Origin of the sequence: Bacillus sp. SD075 (genome assembly GCF_017355165.1) — a bacterium.
GTDB lineage: Bacteria > Bacillota > Bacilli > Bacillales > DSM-1321 > Peribacillus.
Genome location: NZ_JADILK010000095.1, coordinates 1 through 4,585 on the forward strand (window position 1 = coordinate 1; position 4,585 = coordinate 4,585).

At 34.2% G+C, this 4,585-nt stretch carries 5 protein-coding genes; 4 read left to right on the top strand and 1 reads right to left on the bottom strand.

Annotation, left to right across the window (positions count from 1 at the left end; genetic code table 11):
- Positions 1-73: 73 nt before the first annotated feature.
- Complete coding sequence (locus tag IOC57_RS25325; RefSeq protein WP_207441342.1) at positions 74-781, top strand: CPCC family cysteine-rich protein; 708 nt, start codon at positions 74-76, stop codon at positions 779-781.
- 153 nt (positions 782-934) lie between these two features.
- On the opposite strand, the gene IOC57_RS25330 is transcribed toward IOC57_RS25325, so the two are convergent.
- Entirely contained in the window at positions 935-2,170 is a 1,236-nt protein-coding gene (locus IOC57_RS25330) for an IS110 family RNA-guided transposase (protein ID WP_207441343.1), read from the bottom strand.
- A 397-nt stretch (positions 2,171-2,567) separates the two neighbouring features.
- Between IOC57_RS25330 and IOC57_RS25335 the strand changes: the two genes are divergently transcribed.
- The 3 genes from IOC57_RS25335 (at position 2,568) to IOC57_RS25345 (ending at position 4,506) form a co-directional block, all read left to right on the top strand.
- On the top strand, positions 2,568-2,960 hold the full coding sequence (locus IOC57_RS25335; protein WP_137024343.1) for a GNAT family N-acetyltransferase: 393 nt from the start codon (positions 2,568-2,570) through the stop codon (positions 2,958-2,960).
- 143 nt (positions 2,961-3,103) lie between these two features.
- A complete protein-coding gene (locus IOC57_RS25340) occupies positions 3,104-3,583 on the top strand; it encodes a VOC family protein (protein ID WP_207441344.1) in 480 nt (159 codons plus the stop codon).
- Between the two features lie 149 nt (positions 3,584-3,732).
- Positions 3,733-4,506, top strand: coding sequence for a GNAT family N-acetyltransferase (locus IOC57_RS25345; RefSeq protein ID WP_207441345.1), 774 nt, complete (start codon positions 3,733-3,735; stop codon positions 4,504-4,506).
- The last annotated feature ends 79 nt before the right edge of the window (positions 4,507-4,585 follow it).

Genomic DNA, 4,585 nt, shown 5'->3' on the forward strand with positions numbered 1-4,585 from the left:
GAAAGAATGTTTAAACCGTAAAGAAAGATTTTGCTATAAATGAAATTAAAAGAAAAATGAGGGTGGGATTTTAGTGCAACGTGAAAAGTGTCCTTGTTGTGGATTTCCGACATTAGACGAGCGTGGGGGTTATGATATATGTGAACTTTGTAATTGGGAAGATGATGGCCAAGATGATTTATATGCAGATGAAGTTTGGGGTGGTCCAAATGGAGATTACTCACTTACAGAAGCAAGAAGAAATTTTAATAAACATCTCATTATGTATAGAGATAAAATAAATATACTTAGTCACACCGATAAAAAAATTGAAACCAAAAAGAATTTAATACGTGCGTTTGTTGAATTAGAAAAGTGTGAATCAGATTCATTAGAATATATGTCACTTTGGAGCAAAATAAAGTCTTACGAGGAGATTTTAAATGAAATTTTACACGATAAGTCTGAAAGATATAGTAACAATATAGAAAATAATAAAGAAATTTTTAAACTTATAAATTCTGGTGATACGGAAAAAGTTATAAGTGGCTTATTAGAACTATCCGTAAGTTCAGATAACCCAGATTTTGTTCAAGATATTATGATTATGTACAGTGAACACGAGGATGCTAAAATTCGTGGTACCGCAATACTTTGTTTGGGACATATTGCAAAAGTAAATAAAAAGATAAACAAAGAACTGATTTTGTTAATAATTAATCAGGGATTTCAAGATGAAAGTAGTTTTGTAAGGGAACAGTCTCGTTTGGCATTGGACGATATAAATTTTTATATAAAATAGAAGCACCTTGTTGAACTAAACCAGCCAATAGTTTGTCAACATTTTTCAATAAACACTTAAAATTTTTCATGTTATACTAAATTTGCGTATGCCAAATAACCTTCCAAGGTTCTGTGTTTGGAAAGTTTTGGACTGTTTAGTTATACTTTAAAGCTAGGCTAGATCTTGGAAAGTCGATTTACTTTTTAAAAGTGCATAAATCCAATGTAAGAATTTATTGGCACATGCTATCACAACTACTTTAAAGGGCTTTCCTTCCTCACGTTTCTTATCATAAAATTCTCGTAATCGCTTGTTACGAGGAATGATTTCATCTGTCGTTTTCTTTTTGCGACAATCACGAATGGCACATTTTACAGCCATATACAAGGCGTGTCGTAGCCTACTAGAACCTCTTTTGGTAATCCGATTTAAAGTAACTTTGAATGTACCAGATTCAAAGACACTTGGATCGATTCCGGCAAATGCAACCAGTTTCTTAGGATGATTAAACCGATCAATTTCCCCAATTTCAGAAATTATCGTGGCCGCGATTTTTTCTCCGATACCAGGGATCGATTGGATAATCTTACACTCTTCAATACCTTTTGCTAAAGCATCTATCTCATCTTCAAGCTTGGATAGATGCTTTTTGTATTCAAGAAGCATATTAATATACATATCCAGGCTTAAAATCAGACTATGATATAGGTTTTTCTGAAATGGGTTTTGAGCTGCGGCGGCCATCAATTTTTCTGCCTGACTGTCTGCCCATTTTTGCGAACGACTTTTACATAATTCTTTTATTTTCTTGGCGACTGTCTCTTCACCAGTATCCAAGATTTCTTCGGATGTAGGAAATGCTTGTAAAGTTAGTAAAGAAACATATGAATGTAAGTCCCCAAAAACCCCACGGTATTCAGGAAACACTTGATCCAGAACTGCTTGAAATTGTAATTTAGTTTGTACATACATGCCTGTAATATTTTCGTGCTGTCTTGTAAGGTTACGTAGGTTTAAGAGCTGGATTCCTCGCTGTTTATAAGACTCTAAGTCCTCTTTATAATACAGCTCGCAGAGATGACGAGCGTCAATGACATCTGTCTTTACCTTGCGTAAACTAGAACTCTTAGCTCGATACGATATGAGTGGATTTACGATAATTAATAAGTACCCTCTATCCTCGAAATACTGGACAACTGGTGTATGATAATGTCCAGTGGATTCTAATACAATGGGAGGCCGTCCCCCGGATACATTTTCTACTTCTCTAATAAAGTCTAGAAGACTAGCTAACCCTTCAAGAGTATGTGCTACTTTAAAGCTTTTTTTGTAAGGTTGCTTTTTACCCAAGAAAGCTTGAACCTGACTTTCCCCTTTTGCCACATCCAGACCAACAACTGGATTCATAAATTATCTCCTCCTAATATAAAATCACCGGTACCCCAATTCCTTCTTGCAGTATCATAGCTTCGCTTGTTATACGAGATCATAGTCCCAACCAGCCTCAATCATGTTTCTACAAGTAGGGGGCGAACTGTTTAGTTGACGGGATCAAGTCCCACGGGTGCGGACGTTCTACCCCGGCTACGGTTATCATATATCGATATAAAAAATGGTCAACCAGAAATATTTTCTGGATGACCTTATAATACGAACGGGTGCGTTAGCTGAAGATCGGAGCTGTCTTTAAGGCAGCTTTTTCTTATGGCACTAACGGGGCAGTTTAGTTCAACAAGGAATTAGCCTTCATCCTATAGAAATTAGTACCTTAAATTCTAATTTAGATGAAGAAAAGGGGAAGTGAATGAATTATAAAGTCATAATAAATATGCCAATATCTAATCATGAGATACCTGAATTAAGAGAACTTGTTGGATGGGGAAGACGAGACAAAGATTTTCCAACCTTATTTAAACGATGTAACTTTTGGGCTGGAGTAAGAAACAAAAATAATAAACTTATAGCATTTGGTTATGTTGCAGGCACGGGATTAGAACATGGTTATATGGAAGACATAATTGTTCATCCTGATTATCAAAAAATGGGAATTGGTGTGGGGTTAGTAAGAGAATTATTAAGAGAGTCTGAACGGTATGGTTTAGAAATTGTTACCTTAACGTATGACCCCAAACATAAAAACTTTTATGAAACTTGTGGCTTTACTCCTTGTTCAGGTGGGTTATGGAAAAAACAGTAATGAAATAATGGGTGCGTTAGCTGAAGATCAGAGCTGTCTTTAAGGCAGCTTTTTCTTATAGCACTAACGGGGCAGATTAGTTGTATAAAACATATGTTTATCTATAATTGGTAATATATCCATAATTTTGAGGGGTTGAGAACTTGATAGAAGGAATATTTGAAGCACACTTGCCTGTAAAAAATTTAGATGTTTCAGTGGAGTTTTATAAAAAGCTGGGTTTGGAACTTGCATGGAGTGATGAAGAAACTGCTTTTTTTTGGATTCAAAAAGGAAAAAGTTGGTTAGGTTTGTGGGAGGGAAATGAGTATCAAACGCCATACCATCCTTCCTTACGACATATTGCTTTTCGAGTTTCATATGAAAATTTAAAAGAATCTTTAAAATGGTTAGATTCCATTCAAGCTAAAGTCGTGCCATTTGGTGGTAGAAAATCTATTGAGCCATTTATTCGACCATCTCAAGAAAATGGTTCCGTTTACTTTGAAGACCCTGATGGTAACAGTTTGGAAATGATGTGTTCTGTTGAAGTTCCTAATGCTTTAAAACATATTACTGATAAGCTGTCTATTGAAGATTGGGAGGAATTAGCTAAAAGTGAATTAACAAAAGAGAAAGCATAATTATTTATTTTTCTTAATGAACTAACGGGAGCGTTAGCTGAAGATCGGAGCTGTCTTTAAGGCAGCTTTTTTGTATGCAACTATCAAGGGCAGGTTTGTTGAAGAGTAATATATACGACGAATAACCAAAAAGAAAAGGGGAACAGTGTATGAATAATCAATTTGAAAAGGCCATAAATTTACTGAAAAATAAGGATAATGAAACTTATCCGACATTTGCTTACTCTGTATTAAATAATTATATTCCTGGACAGGTATATATGGATGAATTGAAGAAATCTGTTTTAATTGGAACTGATTCAGGTATTTTTATTGTTGGTGGAGACGAAATGAACAATGCTCTTGATAGCATATTTTTAGAAATTTTTAGAAGTAGAAAAAATGAAAAAAAGCGATTCACTTTGTTTTCTCCATCAAAAGAATGGGATCAAGTTATAAATAAGTTGTTTGAAAATGAGTTAAGACAAATGCATAGATATTCTTTTCATTTTAATAAGGATACATATTCAACAATAAAAAAGGGGAAATTACCCAATGATTTTATAGTAAAGAGAATAGATGAAAAAATAATTACTGAAAGTCTGGAATTTAATGAATCTTATTATAAGGAATATTGGGGTTCAGTATCAAATTTTCTTGAGAATGGTTTTGGTTATTGTTTGCTACATAATGATACTGTTGTAAGTGAATGTACATCTATATTTAGTTCATCACAATTTGCTGAAATTGATATTGCAACTAAAAATAAGTATAGAGGAATGGGCTTAGCTCAAAATGTTGCAGAGATATTCATTGAACATTGTATTGAAAGAAATTTGAAACCCAATTGGGATTGTAATGTTCACAATTTTGCGTCGATAAAGCTGGCTGAAAGATTAGGATTCGAAAATCCAATGGAATATTCAGTATTCGTTAGAAAGTAAAAAATCCTTATTTCGCTAACGGGTGTTTTTACTCCAATTATAGAGGTTGCTGAGGCAGCCTTTTTCTTATGGCACTAAC

What these genes read in the sequence shown, in the direction of transcription:
- IOC57_RS25345 (WP_207441345.1), top strand. Translation starts at nt 3,733, where the DNA reads ATGAATAATCAATTTGAAAAGGCCATAAATTTACTGAAAAATAAGGAT.
- IOC57_RS25330 (WP_207441343.1), bottom strand. Translation starts at nt 2,170, where the DNA reads ATGAATCCAGTTGTTGGTCTGGATGTGGCAAAAGGGGAAAGTCAGGTT.
- IOC57_RS25335 (WP_137024343.1), top strand. Translation starts at nt 2,568, where the DNA reads ATGAATTATAAAGTCATAATAAATATGCCAATATCTAATCATGAGATA.